The sequence below is a fragment of the Arcanobacterium ihumii genome, from assembly GCF_900604515.1.
In the GTDB taxonomy this organism is placed as follows: domain Bacteria; phylum Actinomycetota; class Actinomycetes; order Actinomycetales; family Actinomycetaceae; genus Arcanobacterium_A; species Arcanobacterium_A ihumii.
The window spans coordinates 255,911-275,021 of the sequence record NZ_UWOS01000001.1 but is presented as its reverse complement, the minus strand read 5'-3'; the positions used below and the strand labels follow the sequence as shown (position 1 = coordinate 275,021).

The following is a 19,111-nucleotide window of genomic DNA, read 5'->3' as shown; positions in this document are numbered from 1 at the left end:
GTCGTTCAATAGCCATCGTTTTAGAACGAATGATTGCCGCCTTTGGAGCAATGAGGAGAAGAATATGGTCAAACCCGTCGACGCCACCCAAACATCAGCATGGAACGAACTAAAAAAACTTAACGACAATCTCCAAGTAGATTTCCGTAGCTGGTTTGACGATGATCCTCAACGAGTGGAGAAGCATTCCTATGCCGCAGGTGACCTTTTCGTTGACCTTTCAAAGTCCTTTATGACTGATGAAATCAAGGCTGCATTGTTGAACCTTGCTCGTGAGGTGAACGTTGTTGAGCGTCGAGATGCCATGTTTAGTGGCGAGAAAATCAACGTCACCGAAGGTCGAGCAGTTCTTCACACCGCCTTGCGTCAGCCTGAAGGAAATTCGGTTTTGGTAGATGGGGAAGACGTTGTTTCAGGGGTCCACGAAGTTCTAGCAAAAATTTTCGAATTTGCTGAGCGAGTTCGGTCTGGTGAATGGTGTGGCATAACTGGAAGACCAATTCAGACCATAGTCAACATCGGAATTGGTGGATCTGACCTAGGCCCGGTTATGGCTTATGAAGCTCTCAAACCATACGTTGCAGAGAACCTTGAATGCCGTTTTATTTCCAATATCGATCCAACGGATTTGGGGGAGAAGCTACGCGGAATTGATCCTGAAACGGTTCTTTTCATTGTGGCTTCCAAGACCTTTACAACCCTTGAAACTCTCACCAACGCACGTCAGGCGCGAGCTTGGTTGCTCGAGGAATTCGAGGCACGCGGTATCGACGCTGATGGTGCTGTTGCAAAGCACTTTGTAGCAGTGTCCACCAACCTCAAAAAAGTTGCTGAATTCGGTATCGATCCCGCTAACTCTTTTGGCTTCTGGGACTGGGTAGGTGGACGCTACTCCGTTGGGTCCGCGGTAGGCACCTCGCTCGCCGTCGCAATTGGGCCACAGGGATTCGCCGATTTCCTTGGTGGTTTCAACACGATGGACGAGCATTTCCGCCATGCAGAACCAAGCCAGAATGTTCCTCTTCTAATGGGGCTGCTCAACGTTTTCTATTGCAATTTCCGAGGCGCTGCCACCCACGTAGTGCTACCATACTCGCAGTATCTTCACCGTTTCCCTGCTTACCTTCAGCAACTCACGATGGAGTCAAATGGAAAACGCGTGCGCTGGGATGGCACACCAGTGACTTCTTCGACGGGTGAGGTCTTCTGGGGCGAACCTGGCACGAATGGTCAGCACGCCTTCTACCAGTTGATTCATCAAGGAACGCAACTCATTCCGGCTGACTTTATTGCTTTCTCGAATCCGACCTACGCGCTGAAAGATGGTGAGGCTGATCAACACGAACTGTTCCTCGGAAATTTCTTTGGGCAGACGAAGGCATTAGCCTTTGGAAAAACTGAAGACGAGGTTCGAGCTGAAGGCGCCCGTGAGGAGATTGTTTCCGCACGAGTGTTCCCTGGAAATAAGCCGACGACCTCGATCATGGCTCCGGCGCTTACCCCGAGTGTTTTGGGGCAGCTAATCGCGCTCTATGAGCACATCACTTTCGTCCAAGGAATCGTATGGGGAATTGATTCCTTTGACCAATGGGGTGTTGAGCTCGGCAAACAGATGGCAAACCAACTGACCAAGGCAGTAGCCGGCGATGAAGAGGAACTTGCTAAGCAAGACCTTTCAACTCGAGCACTCATCGAATTCTACCGAGATACTCGTTTTTAACCTTCTCGATGCCTTTTTAATCGCTGAGCTGAAAGCACTTTAGTCACAGGTTAATCAGGTACATAAAGAGTAGGGTAAGAGTGTTTCGTGGGTCACCACACAATCCGAACAACATAGGAGTTGACATTTATGGCAGAACTGAAGAAGCCAGTTACCGTTACGGTTACCGGCGCTGCTGGAAATATTGGATACGCATTGCTCTTCCGCATTGCTTCAGGAGCGTTGCTCGGTGCAGATGTACCTGTACGACTCAACCTTCTTGAGATTCCACAGGCGGTTTCAGCTGCTGAGGGAACCGCAATGGAGCTAAACGACTCCGCGTTCCCATTGCTCGAATCAGTTAATGTTTATGACGACGCTGCAAAGGCATTTTCTGGTACGAACGTTGCGCTTTTGGTTGGTGCTCGTCCACGTACTAAGGGAATGGAGCGAGCTGATTTGCTCGCAGCTAACGGTGGAATCTTTGGTCCACAAGGTAAGGCAATTAACGATAATGCTGCAGACGACGTTCGCGTTCTCGTTGTTGGAAACCCTGCAAACACCAACGCAGTGATCGCAGCTCACTCGGCACCAGATGTACCAAAGTCACGTTTCACGGCGATGATGCGCCTCGATCATAATCGTGCGATTTCACAGCTTGCTGAGAAGACCGGTGCACGCGTTGCAGATATTAAGCGTATGACTGTATGGGGTAACCACTCAGCCGATCAGCACCCAGATCTTTCTTGGGCAACTGTTGATGGTAAGCCAGCTCTTGACCTTGTTGATGATGCATGGCTTAACGATTACTTTGTTCCGACCGTTGCAAAGCGCGGAGCTGCAATCATCGAAGCTCGGGGTGCTTCGTCTGCTGCTTCTGCTGCTTCTGCTGCTATTGACCATGTTTACGACTGGGTTAATGGCACCGAAGATGGCAACTGGACTACTCCGGGTATCTGGTCTGATGGGTCACACTACGGTGTTCCAGAAGGACTCATCTTCGGCTTCCCAGCGGTCTCAGAAGGCGGCGAATGGAAGGTTGTTGAGGGGCTAGAAATTTCCGAAGCAACCCAAATCGGAATTGACCGCAACATCAAGGCTGCTCAAGAAGAGCTTGACGCTGTTCGTGCGCTTGGTTTGATCAAATAGGTAGTAGCGTTCGCAAACGCAGCTGTGGGGTGGGACATCTGGTGATGTCCCACCCCACAGCTCTAGCTTGGAAGGAAGATCTAGCTAGATTTATCAGTGGGATATGGTCCCGCTACGTCCTCAGTGGAAGCCAAGGCATCTACAGGTTCTGGTTGCTCTGAAGTTACGGTGACTTCGGAAGGTTTTCTTTGTAGGAGAACACCTCCGGTGATTACTACTGCTAGGGCAAACAACGTAATAATTGCAGTAATCCGAGCATCAATGTTCAACCCAACTCCGCGGGCAATCGTAACGGCACCAATAATGGTTGTAAGAGTTCCTAAAAATGTAGTTGTGGTTCTCATTATTTACCTTCTCCGGTAGTTGATTGAGACGTGGGTCCTGGCTGTACCGACCCACTAGGTTGCGGACCGTTAGGATCCACGGGATTGGTAGGAGCTGGAATCTGTGGATTAGGCTGGCCAGGAAGCATGAGCGTTGGATCGTCTACTCGAGTGGACTTCGGCTGGTCAGATGAGCCGAGGGAATAGATTTGAATATCGCCCACGCCATAATTAATGGAAACTCTGCGGGCTTTGCTTGGATCCTTGACTGCCTCGGGGCTGGTAATGATGAGAGTTCCTTCAAGTAGGTAACTTTCTTTATCGCCTTTCTGTTGGCTCATTTGGTTTAACACCCCTGGCGAATCATTACCGTTGTTGCGCATTAATTCTCGTGGACCGCGGTTATCATCTTTGTTATTGTGAAAGCTGAAGAACTTCGTGGTGTGCATCCGCGAGTTTACAACGGAACCATCGGTATTTGTGGCCGTCCATCCACTCGAATTATGAATTCCGACATTTCCATAACCATTAATTTCAAGAATTACTGGTTCGTTATCGTAAACATGTACTTGTAGATCAGCAACAGCCGCATTTACTTCGATTTCCCGTTCCTTGGTATTTTTATCAATGCGGAGAGTGCCAGCGTTGACGAATGCTGAGCTTGACCCATTTTCCCCTATATTCCGATAAGCAACGTAATCGTAGTCTGGATCATTGAGTAGCGTGCTTGGAACAACGAAACCAAATGTCAAGGCGGCTATCGCGAAAGGCGCAAGAAGCCAAGTGAGTGCAGTTAACCAAGTAGCTCGAAGCCCTCGAATCCCTGCAATAAGAATTCCTACACCGATAACGGCGAAGGCTGCACCGATCGATGCAACAATGCTTCCCATCGTTGCTCGGCCAATCAAAAGTGTGATAGCTGCTGCAACCAGAGAAATAACAACAGTTGTAGCAACAAAGTTCGTGGAAACAGCAGGTGCTTTCGGTTTAGTTACGTTATGGGGTGGCGGATATGCGGTGGTTGGGGGAACCGGGGGAACCGATGCTCCGTATATTGGGTTTGGTGCCCCATGGGCTGAGGCTGAGGTTGAGGAGTAACTTGGTTCGTAAAAAGATGGTTGTTGTGAGTTCTGTGCATCATAAGCCATACCAGCCCCCATATTGCTACCACTATCTGTCTCTGGTTGTGCGCCGTGAGCGTTAGTAAATGCGCCCGGAGTATAGATCGAATCTACGTTCTGAGGATTTTGGTTCTTGCGTTTAGACAGGGTTACCACGATCATCCAGACAAGGAAAGCAAGGAAAGCCAACGGCAAAATTACAAAGAACATAGATGCCATGATTGCTTTGACGAATCCCGTCAATGATGAGAGGCCGAGCAAACCGATGAGTGTAAATACAGTTGCAACGAATGTGCTTGTTTGCGGTGCTCCGCGCAGTGTTTGTTCAACAGAGATTTCGTTTTCCGGATAGCTCGGGATGAAAAGCCAAAGCAAACCATAGACGAGGAAGGAAAGTCCTCCGAAGAAAATACCAATAACGAAAAGAATTCTAAAAAGGATGGGGCTGATTCCCCAACGGTGGCCGATGCCGGCACAAACGCCGCCAATAACGCCATCGTGCGTTCGACGAAGCGAATAATCGCGAATTGAATTAAAGAATTTGTCCATGTTTCAATCATGACTGCTGAGGTGGAGAAACAGCTATCAGGAACACCCCTGAAAGAACCCTGATCTTTTGACCCCAAAACCCTGATTTTGCTATGCAACCTTTCCAAAGGAAGGAATTTCGTGGGAACATCGAGATTGTGAGCAGTCAATATTACCCAGGTTCTACACCGCCTCCTCCTCAAGACTACTCGGAGCTTTTGCATCCGCGGGCGCGTCGTCGTCCTCAATTGGCTCGGAGAAGGCCAGCCGTAGTCGCTGGCGTATGCCGGGGGCTTTCTGTTCATCTCGGCGGACCGGTCGGAGCATGGCGGGCATTCTTTGTTCTTACAGGGCTGTTTTTCGTAGGAATTATTTTGTACGTTGCTCTTGCAGTACAGATGCCACGTTACGACGATGCTATGGACGTTCCTGGTAAAAGTCGCCGCATATTTCGAAAGCTCGAAAACACAAGCACAGATCGAACCGGGCTCAGTGGCTCAACGGCTACTCAGATCGTGTTTGCAAGTCTGTTCCTATTGGGTGCAAGTGTTATCGGTTTGAGCGGGTTTAATATATTCAATGATTGGTACGCCTTTGCTTTGTGCGTGCTAGTGATGGTTGGGGGAGGTGCGATTGCCTGGGCCTCTCCGATTTCTGATGGAACAATCTCATTTCCTACCGTGATTGTTGGAGTAACGGTTTCGACCGTTGGTGCAATTTTCTTGGTGAATTTAAGTGGAGGATTCTCTGCGGTGATTTCAGGCTTAACCACTGGAATCGTCGTGCTGCTGACGATCAGTTTTGTAGTGACACCAGTAATGGCACAGCTGCGAACCACACTTATTCACACGAATGAGGAAAAGATCCGTGAATCTGAACGAGCAGATATCGCAGCTCACCTTCATGATTCGGTGTTACAAACGCTTTCGCTTATTCGGTCGAGGGCAAATGAGCCAGAAGTTGTAAGTATGTTGGCACGTTCCCAGGAGCAGGATCTAAGGCGTTACCTCTACCAAGACCGTCCCGAAAACGGGACTTCAATCGCGAGTGAACTGCGTGATCTTAGTCAGGACTTAGAGCGGCGCTATCAGCATGAAATCGATACAGTAATTACCGGTGATGCCTCTCCAACGGCTTCTTTGCGAGCATTGATTGCGGCTGCGGGAGAAGCGATGACGAATGCATGCAAACACGGTGGCGCAATGCCGGTATCTGTGTACGCGGAGTTTTCCTCTGAGGAATCCGCGGTTTGGGTACGCGACCGAGGAACCGGATTTGAGCTATTTTCAATTCCCGATAACAGAGCTGGAATTCGTGACTCGATCATGGGAAGAATGGAAAAGATTGGTGGGGAAGCACATATTCGCACGCCATTACCGAATGGTGGAACTGAAGTAATGCTTAAGGTCCAAGGCGAACAGGGGAGATAAAATGGAAATTATTATTGTTGATGATCATGATTTGGTCCGCACTGGTGTATCAATGCAACTTACCAATGCAGATGATGCCATTCGTATTGTTGGAGAAGCAGCGGACGTGGATTCGGCCGTCGATGTAATACGAAAAGTTGAGTGCGACGTCGTCTTACTGGACGTTCATCTTCCCGGTGGCAACGGAGGAGGAGGCGCAGAGGTTGTGCAACGTATCGTTGCCCTAGGTTTAGAACGCACCCCACGTTTCTTGGCACTTTCTGTTTCGGATGCGGCAGACGACGTCGTCTCGGTTATTCGCGCGGGAGCCCGCGGTTATGTTACGAAGTCGATCAACACGGCGGATCTTATCGAGGCATTGCAACGAGTGGCAGCAGGCGATGCTGCATTTTCACCGCGGCTAGCTGGATTTGTGCTTGATGCTTTTGGATCTCCGCAGGCATCTTCGGTGGTTCGAGATCCTGAGCTCGATTTGCTCACCACTCGGGAAAAAGAAGTTATGCGGCTCATTGCGCGTGGCTATACTTATCGTGAAGCCGCCACTGAACTATACATTTCGATCAAAACAGTCGAATCACACGTTTCAGCAGTACTGAGAAAACTCCAGCTCTCTAACAGGCGAGAGCTATCGCGTTGGGCTGCGGCTCGAGGAATCGAATAGCGTTTGCTCGGTTATCGGTCTCTCTTGGAGATGAAGCGTTCAGCTAAAGATAACCGTGCGATTACCATTCATAAGAACTCTGTGCTCGGCATGCCAGCGAACAGCGCGGGAGAGAACCTGGCGCTCCACTTCTGCTCCTTTAGTGACGAGGTCAAGAAGAGTGTCGTTATGAGCAACGCGCACAACATCTTGTTCAATGATCGGTCCTTCGTCAAGATCCATCGTCACGTAGTGAGCAGTGGCACCAATGAGCTTCACGCCGCGGCGATGGGCTTGAGCGTAAGGACGGGCACCCTTAAATGATGGCAGAAAAGAATGATGGATGTTGATGATGTTTCCAGCCAGAGTATGGCAAAGTTCCGGGGAAAGAATCTGCATATAGCGTGCTAGAACGACTAATTCAACATTGCGCTCGCGAACGAGTTCTAACAGTGCTGCTTCGGCGCTCTCTTTAGTATCAGACGTAATCGGGATATGAATAAAATCCTGCTGGTAAAACTCTGCGATTGGGCGAAGGTCTTCATGATTTCCAACAACACCGGCGATGTTGATCGGAAGTCGGCCGTCATGGTGCTTGGCTAGCAAATCGGACAGGCAATGGCTTTCTTTCGTCACCATAATGAGTGTGCGAAGTGGTTTTTCGACTTCGGCGATTGAAAAGTCCATTGAGTAGTTCTGAGCTAACTGCGTCATTGCGGCTTCGATTGTGGACTTACCACCTGGAACGAAAGCTTCGATCCTAATGAAAAACCGTGCCTCGGCGTCGTCATTAAACTGCTGAGATTCGAGGATGTTACCTCCAACCGATGCAAGCAATCCTGTTACCGCGTAGACGATCCCAGGTTGATCAGGGCATGACATCGTGAGAACTAGTTTTTCTGAATTCATTCTTCCAGCATAGAGTACCTTGAAATAGAACGTAAAAATGCCCAAACTGTGAATGATGCTGGCACATGATAGAGGACACAACGAGTCTCAGATACAAGACTGGAAAAGTGGAGTTTCTTCCGAATTCTGGATCGTGACTTGGCTGTTGACACAGTTGAGATATGATAGTTCTATCCGCAACTGGCGCCTAAGGTGGTCACCACCGGGGAGCGGACAAACAGAGGATCGCTAGTCGCTCGCCTGGGCAAGTGATCGAACGATGTGCTCGATTTTAGTGCATATCGCCAAGCTAAAGCACTGCAGGAGGACTGCCAGAATGGCATCGAACGATTTGCTTAATCAATCACTCGCAGAACTTGATCCCGATGTCGCTCGCGTACTTGATTTAGAGCTAGAGCGTCAACGCAATACGTTGGAAATGATCGCGTCGGAAAACTTTGTGCCACGCGCGGTTCTTCAGGCTCAAGGATCCGTCTTAACCAATAAATACGCAGAGGGCTACCCAGGGCGCCGCTATTATGGCGGTTGTGAACACGTGGACGTCGTCGAAAACCTTGCACGTGACCGTGCCAAAAAGGTTTTCGGTGCAGGATACGTCAATGTTCAGCCACATTCAGGTGCACAGGCAAATGCGGCGATCTATCACGCCCTTCTTAACACGGGCGACACCTTCATGGGCCTTGAGCTTGCACACGGTGGACACCTCACCCATGGCATGAAGCTTAACTTTTCAGGTAAGAACTTCAACGTGGTTGCTTATGGTGTTTCTGAAAAAGACCACCTAATCGATATGGAAGACGTGCGTGCCAAGGCACTTGAGCACAAGCCAAAGTTGATTATCGCTGGATGGTCTGCCTATCCGCGACACCTCGATTTCGCCGCATTCCGTAGTATTGCGGATGAAGTCGGTGCCTACCTTTGGGTCGATATGGCGCACTTCGCTGGGCTAGTTGCCGCTGGTCTTCATCCAAACCCAGTTGAGTACGCCGACGTCGTCACCACCACGATCCACAAGACGATTGGTGGCCCACGCTCAGGAATGATCCTAGCCAAGGAATTTGAGCCACTTGGAAAGAAGCTTAACTCGGCAGTGTTCCCTGGTCAGCAGGGAGGACCTCTCATGCACGTGGTTGCTGCTAAGGCAATTGCCATGAAGGTTGCAGCTACTGATGAATTCAAGGATCGCCAAGTGCGCACCCTTGAAGGAGCAAAGATCTTGGCAGATCGCCTCGTGCAACCTGATGTTATGGAAAAGAAGATTGCAGTTGTTTCCGGTGGTACCGATGTTCACTTGGTACTTGTTGATCTTCGCGATGCAGATATGGATGGTCAGCAGGCAGAGGATCTGCTTGATGCAGTTGGAATTACCGTTAATCGAAACTCTGTTCCATTTGATCCACGTCCACCAGCAGTAACTTCTGGTCTTCGCATCGGTACACCAGCTCTGGCTACCCGAGGTTTTGGTTCTGAGGAGTTCACCGAGGTGGCCGACATAATTGCAACGGCTCTTCGCGACGGTGCATCAGCTGATATCCCAGCTCTTCGTGCACGCGTTGCTTCACTTGCGGAGAAGTTCCCACTCTATCCAGGTCTAGACCAGACTCACTTCGCATGAACGCAGTGAAACTTGATGGAAAAGCGGTTGCCGCTCAAATCAAGGGCGAGCTGAAAGAACGAGTAGAGGCTTTGGCAGGTAAAGGATGCCGACCAACTTTGGGTACAATTTTGGTTGGCGCTGATCCTGGCTCAAAGATCTACGTGGCTGGAAAACATCGTGACTGTGCGGATGTTGGAATTGGATCGATGCGCATCGATCTTCCAGAAACTGCTAAGCGTAGCGATATCCTAGCTGCAATCGATGAACTCAATAACGCTAAAGACTGCACAGGGTACATCGTTCAGTTGCCATTACCAGCGGGTCTCGATACTAATGAGATCCTGACGATGATTGACCCTGCAAAAGATGCGGATGGGCTTCACCCATTCAACTTGGGAAACCTAGTATTGAACAGCAGTGGACCTTTTACGACTCCTATTCCCTGCACGCCACGCGGAATCGTGGAACTTGGTCGGCGTGGCGGCATCGGTTGGGATGGCGCTAATGTGTGTGCAGTTGGGCTAGGTAGCACGGTTGGAAAGCCACTATCGCTTCTGCTTTCTCATTCTTCGATCAATTCAACGGTGGATGGTTGCCATATCGGAACAAAGAATCTGGCTGAACATACTCGGCGTGCAGATATAGTTGTGGTGGCTACGGGGGTTGCGCATTTGCTCAAACCTGAGATGGTTAAGCCCGGTGCGGCCGTTTTCGACGTCGGTGTGACTCGAAAGATAGATTGCAAAACTGGGAAATCACATATCTTGGGTGATGTTCACCCAAGAGTTGCAGAGGTGGCTGGCTGGCTATCACCGAATCCCGGCGGAGTTGGTCCAATGACTCGTGCGATGCTGCTTGTGAATGTTGTGGAAGCTGCAGAATTACAATCAGAGCGCTAGGCCGAAGCCTTGCCCCAAGAAAATGTGGGGAGTAATCCCAATACAACTTCTTTGGGGTGGGTGGGTTTTGACCGCTGAGGGCGAAACCCACCCACCCCTTTATGAGGCATTCGGTAGAATCTCCCTAGGTTCCTAGATTTTGATAATGGAGAAAGTATGCTCATTGCTACCTGCAACGTTAATGGCTTGCGAGCCGCAGTCCGCAAAGGAATGCCGCAATGGTTAGCCGAGGTGAAACCCGATGCTTTACTTCTCCAAGAAGTTCGCGCACCGATTGCTTTGGTTCCAGAATTAGTTGGTCCTGATTACGAGGTGTATCAGCAAGCTTCTGAACTTGCTGGCCGAGCCGGAGTTGCAATTGCTGTGAAGAAGGGAATCGAGGTATCTCGAGTCCAGTTAGGTTTAGTGGCAGGAATCGATACCGGTGAACCAGAAATTCCAGTGGATACTGGACGATGGGTGGAAATTGACGTACCTTCCTTGAATACTACGTTTATTAGCGCGTATCTTCACTCTGGTGTTGCGGACAAACCGGAAAAAATGGACGCAAAATACGCGCATCTTGATCGTGTAAGCCTCCGCTTGGCGGAATTAAAAGAGTCGCGCTGCCTTGAACATGTGCTCGTGGCAGGCGACTTCAATATTGTCCATACTGAACGTGACATTAAAAATTGGAAGCCGAACCACAATAAAACTGCAGGTGTACTTGACCAAGAGATCGCGTACCTGGATCGCTGGTTTTCAGATTTTGGTTTCGTTGATGTCCAACGTGCTCTTGTTGGTGATGAACAAGGTCCATACACATGGTGGTCGCAACGCGGAAGGGCGTTTGATAATGACGCAGGGTGGAGAATTGATTATCAGATGACCAATCCAGAATTGGCGCAGCGAGCACAGTGGCAACGAGTTGACCGTGCGCTTGGGCACGACCAACGCTGGTCCGATCACGCTCCGTTGATCGTGGAATACAACGAAAGCTAAAACAAAGGATTTTAAGGGGTTGTGTATGGCTACAGAAATTACTACAGCGGAGTTACAGCAAAAACAGACTCAAACCGATCAGTTCAACGAAGTGAATCGTGAGCTTCAAGGAGCTCTCGATGGTACGGCTACGTGGGAAAATGAGCAGGCTAAACACCCAATCGACGATTCCTTTGGGGCAAAGATCGGCAAATGGATGGCATACCTTAATGGGTTGCGAATCATGCGAGCAGTCCAGCGCTATGGTGCCGTTCGCGGTGCACTGCTAGCCGGTGGAATAGCCTATTCTGCTTTATTTGCCATCGCCGGTGCGCTGACCATTGCGCTTACTGCTTTATCGGTGGTGTTAGGTGGAAATCAGCAACTTTTCGATAAGATGATCTCTGCGGTTAACGCGGCGCTACCAGGGATTTTAAAGACTCCTTCATCTCCGGATGGTCTAATTGAACCAGATGCACTTATCGTCGATAACCCCTTCAATATCGTTACGTTTATTTCGATCATAGTGTTGCTGTGGTCGGCGCTGTCTTTAATGGCGGGTTTGCGAACCTCGATCCAGGCGATGTTCGGGCTGGCACGAATCCCAACTAACTTCTTTATGGCTAAGTTCCTCGATTTATCAGGATTCCTAATCATCGGATTGGGAGTAATTGTCTCAGTCGGACTAAGTACCGTCGCCGCTTTCTTCTCCGAACAAATCTTCGGGTTCCTTTCGCTCCCAGAAAGCTGGGGCCAAAGCTTCATCAACGGAGGTACTTTCCTGATCGGTCTTGCGGTGGATACCCTCGTTTTCATGTTCATTTTCCGCTACATGGCTGGAGCGCGTGCTCCTCGAAAAGACCTGGTTATGGGCTCATTCTTCGCCGGTTTCGCTTCTTCTTTGCTGAGAGTTCTAGGTACGACGGCGGTCTCATCGGTTGCAAATAACCCGCTTCTTGCACCGTTTGCTGCAATCGCTACAATCCTTTTGTGGGTCAATCTCATTGCGCGAATTACCCTCCAAGCAGGGGCATTTATCGCAAATCCACCAGAACAGTTGGCAATTACTAAGGCTTACTACCCACATATTGACGAAACGCCGAATTATGTTTCGAAGTCAGATCTTCATACCCTTGAGTGGGAGCATGATCCAATCACAGGGGTGGTACTACCTGATTTGCGTGCTGGGCTCCTTGACAAGCTGAATACTAAGGCCGCCGCTAAAGCCAAACAATTGGCGAAGGAACTGGAAAAACGCGAAAAATCGAAGATGAAGGACGAAGATTTTGAAGGACGCAACGCAAATTAACTTGACTAAGGATTTCTATGCCGTTATCCCAGCGGGAGGATCAGGCACACGCTTGTGGCCGCTGTCGCGAGCAAGCGCTCCGAAATTCCTAGTTGACTTGACTTCCTGTGGATCGAGCCTTCTTCAAAATACTGTTAGACGCCTTCAATCACTGACTGATACTCGAATTATGATCGTTACCGGTGAGAGCCATATTGATGCTGTTCAAGGTCAACTTCCACGATTTGATCCGACTCAGTTTATTGTTGAACCGAGTGGTCGAGATTCCATGGCCGCCATTGGCTTAGCTGCTGCAGTACTTCAAAAACGGCACGGGAACGTTGTAGTTGGATCTTTCGCTGCCGATCACGTGATTAGAGATGAGGATGCATTTCGTCATGCCGTTGTGGCCGCGATAGGTGCTGCACATGCTGGGAAAATCGTAACAATTGGGATTGAGCCAACCTACCCGGCAACCGGTTTTGGCTATATTCACCGAGGCGAGCAAACTAGATCTGAAGTTTACGACGTCGTCGAATTTACTGAAAAGCCAGAACTTGACCGTGCCACGCGCTTCGTTGATAGTGGTGAATACCTGTGGAATGCGGGGATGTTCGTCTTCAAAACAGACGTACTTCTCCAGTCGCTTCAAGATTTTGAGCCAGAACTTTTTCGAAGAATCATGATACTTGCCGAGGCTTGGGATACTCCGAAGCAGGGGCAAGCGATGGATGAACATTGGGCAAACCTCAAGAAAATCGCTATAGATCATGCGATTGCCGAACCGCTTTCGATGCGTGGGGGAGTTGCTGTTGTCCCCGTTGACATGGGCTGGTCGGATGTAGGGGACTATCGTTCACTTGGTGAGCTTCATGCTAACGCAAAAGCCCAGGTTGCTCCTGGTGGAGTGCCTCATCCTGTAGTGACGGAGCGGTCACCTCGCTCATTGATTTACACCCATTCCAAACCGATTGTTGTTTTGGGGATCGACGACGCCGTGGTTGTTGAAACTGATGACGTCATTTTCGTCACCACTAAAGAGAGCTCGCAGGGAGTAAAAGACGTTGTGGAGACATTACCAGAGGAACTTCGATAAATGATGTGACATATACCTCCCTTGGGTTGTAAGATTTATAGACGAACTTCTGTTTCAGATGTAACGAATTCATTACGATTTAACATCAAAGGGGATTTTAGAGCGTTATTTCGTATTCGGAGTGGAAATTTATCTGAAATAGACTAAGTTGGATCGTGACCTGTTTTCGAAGTCGAAAATATCGGGCACACGAATTTACACTCAGGAGATTCACGTGAAGAAAGTAACTTCATTTGCCGCAGTTGTGGCAGCTTCCGCTCTCGCTTTGGGAGCATGCTCTGGCGGAGATAGTAAGAGTGCTGGTGGCAGTACCTCTGACTACAAGGCCTGCTTGGTTTCTGATCAAGGCGGTTGGGACGACAAATCATTCAACGAATCCGCATATAACGGTCTTAAGGCAGCTGAGAAGGACCTTGGCGTTAAGATCGGTTCAGGCGAATCTAAGGACGTCGCTGATTTCGGACCAAACGTTGACGCACAAGTTTCCGATGGTTGTAACGTGATTATCGGCGTTGGCTTCATGCTTGCACCTGCAACCCTTGCGGCTGCTCAGAACAACCCAGACATTAACTTCGCATTGGTCGATTCGGCATTCACCGATAAAGACTTCAAGGTCGTTAACGTCAAGAACGGTCGCCCATTGGTATTCAATACTGCTGAGGCGGCATACCTCGCTGGATATGTAGCAGCAGGAATGACGAAGACCGGTACCGTTGCTACCTTCGGTGGCAAGCAGATCCCTTCAGTTTCCATCTTCATGGATGGTTTCGCTGACGGTGTTATGGCATACAACCAGGCCAAGGGCAAGAATGTTAAGCTCCTTGGTTGGGACAAGGTCACCCAGCACGGTTCGTTCACCGAATCATTCGAAGATCAGAACCTTGGTAAGACCCAGACTCAGCAGTTCATCGATCAGGGCGCAGACATCATCATGCCTGTTGCTGGACCTGTTGGACTAGGTGCTGCAGCTGCAGCAAAGGCTGACGGAAAGACCCTCATTATCGGTGTCGACTCCGATTGGTACGAGTCCACCCCAGACTACAAGTCAATCGTTCTTACCTCGGTAATGAAGGAAATCGACAAGGCTGTTGTTGATACGATCAAGGCTGGCAAGGACGGCAAGTTCTCTGCTGATCCTTACATCGGTACGCTCGAGAACGGTGGTGTGGCACTAGCACCATTCCATGATTTCGATTCCAAGGTTCCTGCGGAACTCAAGGACGAAGTCAAGGCTCTGACCGAGAAGATCAAGTCTGGCGATCTCAAGGTTGAGAGCGCAAGCGCTCCGAAGACCAAGTGATCACTATATTTTAATTGAGGTCCGGTTTCGTTCGAGGCCGGACCTCAACTATTGAGAATGCTGATGCATTCCAAAAATGCGAAAGGGGTCTGGCGTGAAGCTGGAGCTTAAGGGGATCACAAAACGATTCGGCCCCCTCGTGGCAAATGACCACATTGACCTGGTCGTGGAAGAAGGGCGTATTCACGCTCTGCTGGGAGAAAACGGCGCAGGCAAATCAACTCTCATGAATGTTCTCTACGGGTTATACGATCCAGATGAGGGCGAAATTTTAATCGATGGCAAGCCGGTTCATTTTAATGGACCAGGAGATGCCGTCGCTGCTGGAATCGGCATGGTGCACCAGCACTTTATGTTGGTGCCCGTGTTTACGGTTGCTGAGTCCATCGCACTCGGCTACGAACCAACCAAAAAAGCTGGATTGATCGATATCAAGAAGGCGCGTCAAACAGTTGAAGAAGTTTCGAAGAAGTTCGGATTTGATCTTGATCCCGATGCTTTAATTGAAGATCTTCCAGTAGGAGCGCAACAGCGTGTTGAAATCGTTAAAGCGCTGTCACGAGAAGCAAAGGTGCTTATTCTCGATGAGCCTACCGCTGTTTTGACGCCGCAAGAAACTGATGAACTTATGGCGATCATGAAGCAGCTCGCTGCTGCGGGAACGTCCATCGTCTTTATCACCCACAAATTGCGTGAAGTACGTGCAGTTTCAGATGACATCACAGTTATTAGGCGGGGTGCCGTCGTCGGCGAAGCTGATCCACAGGCAACAGAAGCTGAGCTTGCAACCATGATGGTTGGCCGCCCAGTCATGATGCGTGTTGATAAGAAGCCTGCTGAGCCAGGTGAAATTGGGCTTGAACTGCGAGACCTTTCTGTTCTTGGTGAATCAGGATCGCCGTTGCTTTCCCACGTTGATCTGCAAGTTCACCGAGGTGAAGTTCTTGCAATTGCAGGAGTCCAAGGCAACGGACAAACCGAGCTAGCCGAAGCAATTCTCGGTCTTGAACCGATTGCTGAAGGGTCTGTACTGCTTGATGGTAAGGAAATTACCGGTCACAAAGTCCGTTCAAATATCGATGCGGGTATTGGATTTGTTCCAGAAGATCGTTCTAAAGACGGCATTATTGCGTCCTTCTCGATTGCGGATAACCTCATTCTTGACCAATATCGAAATGCGCCATTTGCTTCCGGTCCAATGATGAAGAGTGGCGCAATCACGAAGAATGCAGACGAAAAAGTAGCTGAATACGACGTACGTTTGACGTCGATTTCTGATGCTATTTCAACGTTGTCAGGTGGAAACCAGCAGAAGGTCGTTGTTGCTCGCGAACTATCCCGCGATCTGCGACTTCTGGTAGTCAACCAGCCAACTCGTGGTGTCGACGTCGGATCTATTGAGTTCATCCACAAGCGCATTATCGAAGAACGTGATGCTGGCACTCCGATTCTTCTTGTTTCGTCCGAACTTGACGAGGTTGTTGCGCTTGCTGACCGTATTGCAGTTATGTACCGCGGTCGAATTGTAGGTATTGTGCCGGCCGATACATCGCGAGATGTACTTGGTTTGATGATGGCTGGTGTTCCGGAAGATGAAGCCTTTGCGCAGTCATCGCAGCCTCAGCACAAGGTAATGGGGGATATTCAGTAATGTCTGACGTGAAAACTAAAAAAGTTGAGTCACCTCACGGTCACTCGTTAATTGAAGCGTGGATCCACACCTCCTTGCGCTCGGGCTGGTTGGTTGCAGTCTTAGCCGTTATTTTGGCATTCGTTGTTGGCGCAATACTGATTGCAATCAGCGGAGCTAATGTTTTCAACGCTTACTACGCTATGTTCCGGGGCGCGATCTTCGATCCTGGAGCTTCAACATTCCAACGCCAGATCATGCCACTAACAAAGTCGCTCTTTAACGCGATTCCATTGATCCTGGCAGGACTTGGTCTTGGTATCGGATTCCGTGCAGGACTGTTCAATATTGGTGGTACCGGTCAGATTGTTTTTGGAGCTATCGCAGCTATTTGGGTCGGAGTTAACCTTCAACTTCCAGCTGGGGTACACATGATTGTTGCAATTCTTGCAGCTATCGTCGCTGGCGGTCTTTATGCTGGTATTGCAGGACTTTTGAAGGCGAGGACGGGTGCGAACGAAGTTATCGTGACGATCATGCTGAATACGATTGCGGCATTGATTCTTAGCTACTTGCTCTCGCTTCCGTCATGGAAGGCACCGGGGTCAAACAACCCACAAACGCCACATGCTGCTGAAACAGCATTGTACTTGCCTTTGCTTCCGCCACCGTTCAAGCTACACATCGGTTTGATTATTGCTCTTCTTGCCACCTTCGTTTACTGGTGGATCTTGAAGCGTTCGACCTTTGGTTTTGAACTCCGCGCAGTTGGTGCTAACCCAAACGCGGCCTTAACAGCTGGAATGTCCACAGCAAAGGTCACCACCCTTACCCTGATTATCTCGGGTGCGTTCTGTGGCCTCGCTGGTGCGAACGAAGCACTAGGCACAATGGGCTACGTTACTGAAGGTGTGGCAGGTTCCATCGGCTTCGATGCGATTACCGTTGCTTTGTTGGGACGTAACACCCCACTTGGAATCTTCTTTGCAGGATTGCTCTTCGGTGGCTTCAAAGCCGGCGGATACGTGATGCAGACTCAAGGTGTTCCAATCGATATGATCCTGATTCTTCAGTCGATGATCGTTTTGTTCATTGCGGCTCCAGCACTAATCCGTTGGATGTTCCGTTTGCCTAAACCGGATGGAAAGTCGATTCGCGAATACATGGCAACACTTTCAGAAAAATCAGAAGCATCACGTAAGGGGGCACAGGCATGAGCACTGTTGCAGTAGAAACATCATCCCCAAGCGCTCCAATGGTGTTGGGAAAGCGTAACTGGAAAATTCCAATTACCTTCGGATTTGCCTCACTTCTTCTGCTGTTTTTTGCAGTGAAAGCACAGGGCGATACCCGAATTCGTTTGAATGATAAGAGCCAGGCATTTGACATCAGCGATTTTTCCTTTAGCGCGCCAGCCGTGCTCTGGGCATTCTTCGTCGTTGTACTCATTGGTACTGTTTGGTCGATCCTATCCGTATACACGCGTGGGAAGTTTGGAAAAACCGGACGTATTCTAGACATCGTTGCTATGGTCCTTATTGCCGCGATGACGATCCTAGGATTCATGATCTTTGCAGGTGCAGGTTCGGAGTCAGCAGTAACAGTTACCTCAACTTTGGTATCGACAATTGCGATTTCAACTCCGCTGATCTTCGGTGCTCTTTCGGGCGTCGTGTGTGAACGCGTAGGCGTTGTTAACATCGCTATTGAAGGTCAGTTGCTTTTCGGCGCATTTGCTGGAGTTGTAGCGGCTTCGTTTTTCAAGAACGCCTACGCAGGTCTAATTATGGCTCCGCTTGCTGGTGCCTTTGTTGGTGCACTTCTAGCGTTGTTCTCTGTTAAATACGGTGTGGATCAGATCATCGTTGGTGTGGTCCTCAACGTATTGGTTCTAGGTTTAACCACGTTCTTCGCCGGCACATTGCTTTCGAAAAATGCGGCAATTTTCAATACCAACCAGTATTCACTTTCACCAATTCGAATTCCGCTCCTTGCGGACATTCCGGTGATCGGTCCAGCTCTCTTCAACCAAACGGTGCTGGTTTATCTGATGTACATCGCGGTTGTTGCGTTGACTATTTTCCTATTCCGCTCCCGCTGGGGACTGCGTCTGCGTGCATGTGGTGAACATCCGCGCGCTGCAGATACGGTAGGAATTAATGTTAATCGCACGCGCTTCCGCAACACGGTGTTTGGCTCCTCGCTTGCAGGACTTGGTGGTGCATTCTTTACCATCGGTGCTGGACTTGCCTTTACAGACAACATGTCCGCCGGAAACGGATATATTGCCTTGGCTGCGATGATCCTCGGAAAGTGGCATCCGCTGGGCGCGGTTGCGGCATCGATTATGTTCGGTTTTGCGAAGGCCTTCGCCCTCTTGGTACCGAACTTGACGAATGCAATTCCTTCTCAGGTAGTTAACATGATTCCGTACGTCGTCACTATCATCGCTGTGGCTGGCTTCGTCGGCAAATCACGAGCTCCTGCCGCAGAAAACATCCCATACGCGAAGTGATTGAGAAGTCGTGGTGGACATGCGCCA

16 protein-coding genes and 1 riboswitch are annotated in these 19,111 nt (G+C 49.6%); of the genes, 13 read left to right on the top strand and 3 right to left on the bottom strand.

The window, feature by feature from the left end:
- The first annotated feature begins 64 nt into the window (after window positions 1-64).
- Complete coding sequence (pgi, locus tag EIH22_RS01225; RefSeq protein ID WP_124054007.1) at window positions 65-1,720, top strand: glucose-6-phosphate isomerase; 1,656 nt, start codon at window positions 65-67, stop codon at window positions 1,718-1,720.
- Between the two features lie 129 nt (window positions 1,721-1,849).
- A complete protein-coding gene (locus EIH22_RS01220) occupies window positions 1,850-2,848 on the top strand; it encodes a malate dehydrogenase (protein ID WP_235001721.1) in 999 nt (332 codons plus the stop codon).
- A gap of 80 nt (window positions 2,849-2,928) precedes the next feature.
- On the opposite strand, the gene EIH22_RS01215 is transcribed toward EIH22_RS01220, so the two are convergent.
- Entirely contained in the window at window positions 2,929-3,192 is a 264-nt protein-coding gene (locus tag EIH22_RS01215) for a hypothetical protein (RefSeq protein WP_124054006.1), read from the bottom strand.
- The gene (locus tag EIH22_RS01210) at window positions 3,192-4,841 is read right to left on the bottom strand and encodes a PspC domain-containing protein (protein WP_124054005.1); all 1,650 of its coding nucleotides are present in this window, start codon (window positions 4,839-4,841) and stop codon (window positions 3,192-3,194) included. The genes EIH22_RS01215 and EIH22_RS01210 overlap by 1 nt, the downstream gene beginning before the upstream one ends.
- A gap of 137 nt (window positions 4,842-4,978) precedes the next feature.
- On the opposite strand from EIH22_RS01210, the gene EIH22_RS01205 reads away from it, so the two are divergent.
- Both EIH22_RS01205 and EIH22_RS01200 read left to right on the top strand, forming a co-directional pair.
- Window positions 4,979-6,250 carry an ATP-binding protein gene (locus EIH22_RS01205; RefSeq protein WP_160148992.1) on the top strand — a complete coding sequence of 424 codons (1,272 nt, stop codon included), beginning with the start codon at window positions 4,979-4,981 and terminating at the stop codon, window positions 6,248-6,250.
- A 1-nt stretch (window position 6,251) separates the two neighbouring features.
- On the top strand, window positions 6,252-6,911 hold the full coding sequence (locus tag EIH22_RS01200) for a response regulator (RefSeq protein ID WP_124054003.1): 660 nt from the start codon (window positions 6,252-6,254) through the stop codon (window positions 6,909-6,911).
- A gap of 39 nt (window positions 6,912-6,950) precedes the next feature.
- On the opposite strand, the gene purU is transcribed toward EIH22_RS01200, so the two are convergent.
- Window positions 6,951-7,799: a formyltetrahydrofolate deformylase gene (purU, locus tag EIH22_RS01195; RefSeq protein ID WP_124054002.1), complete on the bottom strand. Its 849-nt coding sequence runs from the start codon at window positions 7,797-7,799 to the stop codon at window positions 6,951-6,953.
- A 166-nt stretch (window positions 7,800-7,965) separates the two neighbouring features.
- Window positions 7,966-8,052: riboswitch (ZMP/ZTP riboswitch) on the top strand.
- 63 nt (window positions 8,053-8,115) lie between these two features.
- Here purU and glyA point away from each other — a divergent pair.
- From glyA to EIH22_RS01150, 9 genes are all read left to right on the top strand, one after another.
- Window positions 8,116-9,414: a serine hydroxymethyltransferase gene (gene glyA, locus EIH22_RS01190; protein WP_124054001.1), complete on the top strand. Its 1,299-nt coding sequence runs from the start codon at window positions 8,116-8,118 to the stop codon at window positions 9,412-9,414.
- Window positions 9,411-10,295 carry a bifunctional methylenetetrahydrofolate dehydrogenase/methenyltetrahydrofolate cyclohydrolase gene (locus EIH22_RS01185; protein ID WP_124054000.1) on the top strand — a complete coding sequence of 295 codons (885 nt, stop codon included), beginning with the start codon at window positions 9,411-9,413 and terminating at the stop codon, window positions 10,293-10,295. Before glyA ends, EIH22_RS01185 begins: the two co-directional genes overlap by 4 nt.
- A gap of 156 nt (window positions 10,296-10,451) precedes the next feature.
- Window positions 10,452-11,276, top strand: a complete 825-nt coding sequence (locus EIH22_RS01180) for an exodeoxyribonuclease III (RefSeq protein WP_124053999.1) — start codon at window positions 10,452-10,454, stop codon at window positions 11,274-11,276.
- Window positions 11,277-11,301: 25 nt separating this feature from the next.
- Entirely contained in the window at window positions 11,302-12,564 is a 1,263-nt protein-coding gene (locus EIH22_RS01175) for a YihY/virulence factor BrkB family protein (RefSeq protein ID WP_124053998.1), read from the top strand.
- Entirely contained in the window at window positions 12,542-13,639 is a 1,098-nt protein-coding gene (locus tag EIH22_RS01170; RefSeq protein WP_235001720.1) for a mannose-1-phosphate guanylyltransferase, read from the top strand. Before EIH22_RS01175 ends, EIH22_RS01170 begins: the two co-directional genes overlap by 23 nt.
- Window positions 13,640-13,853: 214 nt before the next feature.
- Complete coding sequence (locus tag EIH22_RS01165; RefSeq protein ID WP_124053997.1) at window positions 13,854-14,939, top strand: BMP family lipoprotein; 1,086 nt, start codon at window positions 13,854-13,856, stop codon at window positions 14,937-14,939.
- Between the two features lie 94 nt (window positions 14,940-15,033).
- Window positions 15,034-16,590, top strand: a complete 1,557-nt coding sequence (locus EIH22_RS01160; protein WP_124054671.1) for an ABC transporter ATP-binding protein — start codon at window positions 15,034-15,036, stop codon at window positions 16,588-16,590.
- Window positions 16,590-17,786: an ABC transporter permease gene (locus EIH22_RS01155; RefSeq protein WP_124053996.1), complete on the top strand. Its 1,197-nt coding sequence runs from the start codon at window positions 16,590-16,592 to the stop codon at window positions 17,784-17,786. Before EIH22_RS01160 ends, EIH22_RS01155 begins: the two co-directional genes overlap by 1 nt.
- Window positions 17,783-19,084: an ABC transporter permease gene (locus EIH22_RS01150; protein WP_235001719.1), complete on the top strand. Its 1,302-nt coding sequence runs from the start codon at window positions 17,783-17,785 to the stop codon at window positions 19,082-19,084. The genes EIH22_RS01155 and EIH22_RS01150 overlap by 4 nt, the downstream gene beginning before the upstream one ends.
- The last annotated feature ends 27 nt before the right edge of the window (window positions 19,085-19,111 follow it).